Origin of the sequence: Nonomuraea zeae (assembly GCF_005889725.1) — a bacterium.
Taxonomy (GTDB): Bacteria; Actinomycetota; Actinomycetes; order Streptosporangiales; family Streptosporangiaceae; genus Nonomuraea; species Nonomuraea zeae.
The window spans coordinates 1-1,529 of the sequence record NZ_VCKX01000660.1 but is presented as its reverse complement, the minus strand read 5'-3'; the positions used below and the strand labels follow the sequence as shown (position 1 = coordinate 1,529).

Genomic DNA, 1,529 nt, shown 5'->3' with positions numbered 1-1,529 from the left:
CAATGCCGGTTAGTTAGGGCGCCTGGGCGGTTGTCAATTCGGGGCCGGAGAGGACGGCGATGGCGATGGCCGCTCGGTGGTTGGTTCGGTCGGCTTGACCCTTGGCTCGGTGCTTGGAGATGGCGCGTTTGACGATGCGGGGGCTGACCCGGACACGGCGGGGTGGCAGTGGATCAGCCAGGACGGCTCGGCCGATCGTGCCGATGAGGTCGACCACGCTGTCGGCGATGATGCCGGCCGCGTGGATGATCTGGTCGCGGGCGGTGTGCAGGGCGATGGTGAAGCTGGCCTGGTCAGCTGATAGGGCCGTTGGAGCCGAGGTGGCATCGGCCATCGCCAGCCGGAGCGCCTGGTAGGCGGTCAGCAGTGCGTAGATCTCCTGATCGATGCCCTGGGGCGTGCGTGCGCGCAGGACCCGTCCGCCCAGGGTGGTGGACTTGAGCTCCAGGTATGTCGTTTCGATCTCCCATCTGTGGTGATAGAGGGTGACGAGGTCCCGGGCGGGGTAGCGGTGGTGGTCGGTCAGTGTGGTGATCAGCCGGTAGCGGCCCGAGCGGCGGCTGGTGCCGGACAAGGTCACCGTGATCTCCGCGTCGATCACCCTGACCGTGACGCCGCCCAGGGTGGAAAGGAACGACCCGTCCGGCAATGATGCCAGCCGAGGCATCGGGCGGCTGTTCTTGCAGCGGATCAGCAGGTCCGCGCCAGTGGCGGCGATGGCGGTGACCAGGTCACGCACGGCGAAGTTGCGATCACCGAGCAGGAGCATGCCAGAGCGCAGGCAGCCGAACACCTTGGGCGCGTAGCTGGTCTCGCCGGTCTTGAACGGCCCGAACCTCACGGCGAGCAGGGCGCGAGTGCCGCAGGCCACCACCGCCACCAAGCGGACCAGCGGGTAACCCGACCCGCCGTGCGAACCGGACTGATGACCGTAGCGGGCCAGGTTGGCTTCGCTGTCGGGCACCGCCAGCGTGGTGCCATCCAGCGCACACACCAAAAGACCCCGCCACCGCGCGGCTCCTGCCGGGGGCCCGGCCAGCAGCTCGAACAGTGCCTTCAACGGCGCCACCCCGACCCTGCGCCGGGCCTGGACCAATGCTGATGAGGACGGCACCGGACCGGGCTCGGCCAGCCCCGACACCAGCCGGGCCCACACCTGCCGATACCCCAGTTCTGCGAACAAGCCCGCCGCCAGCAGCAGATACACCACCACCCGCGACGGCAAATCACGTAACCGCCGCTCACGGCCACCCGCCTCGGCCAGCACCTCATCGACCATCTCGAACGGCACCAACTGCGTCAGCTCACCCAAATGGCCGGGCGCGAACACTCCCGAGGCTGTTCGGACCTGACGATTCACCACAGCAATAGCGCAGGCCAGCTGCGACCTGACAGACTCAGCACTCAACGGAGATCCAGTGGACGACGGATGGTTTGGGAAGATCACCCGTTCTACCGGATCTCCGTTCTCATGTCTTGATCACCAAGGGCCTCGCAGATCCAGACCCAGCCCTAACTAACCGGCATTG

General features: G+C 67.0%; 1 protein-coding gene. It reads right to left on the bottom strand.

Annotated features, from left to right (window positions below; translation table 11 throughout):
- Window positions 1-13 precede the first annotated feature (13 nt).
- A complete protein-coding gene (locus ETD85_RS62185; RefSeq protein WP_138699079.1) occupies window positions 14-1,330 on the bottom strand; it encodes an IS4 family transposase in 1,317 nt (438 codons plus the stop codon).
- Between the last annotated feature and the right edge of the window lie 199 nt (window positions 1,331-1,529).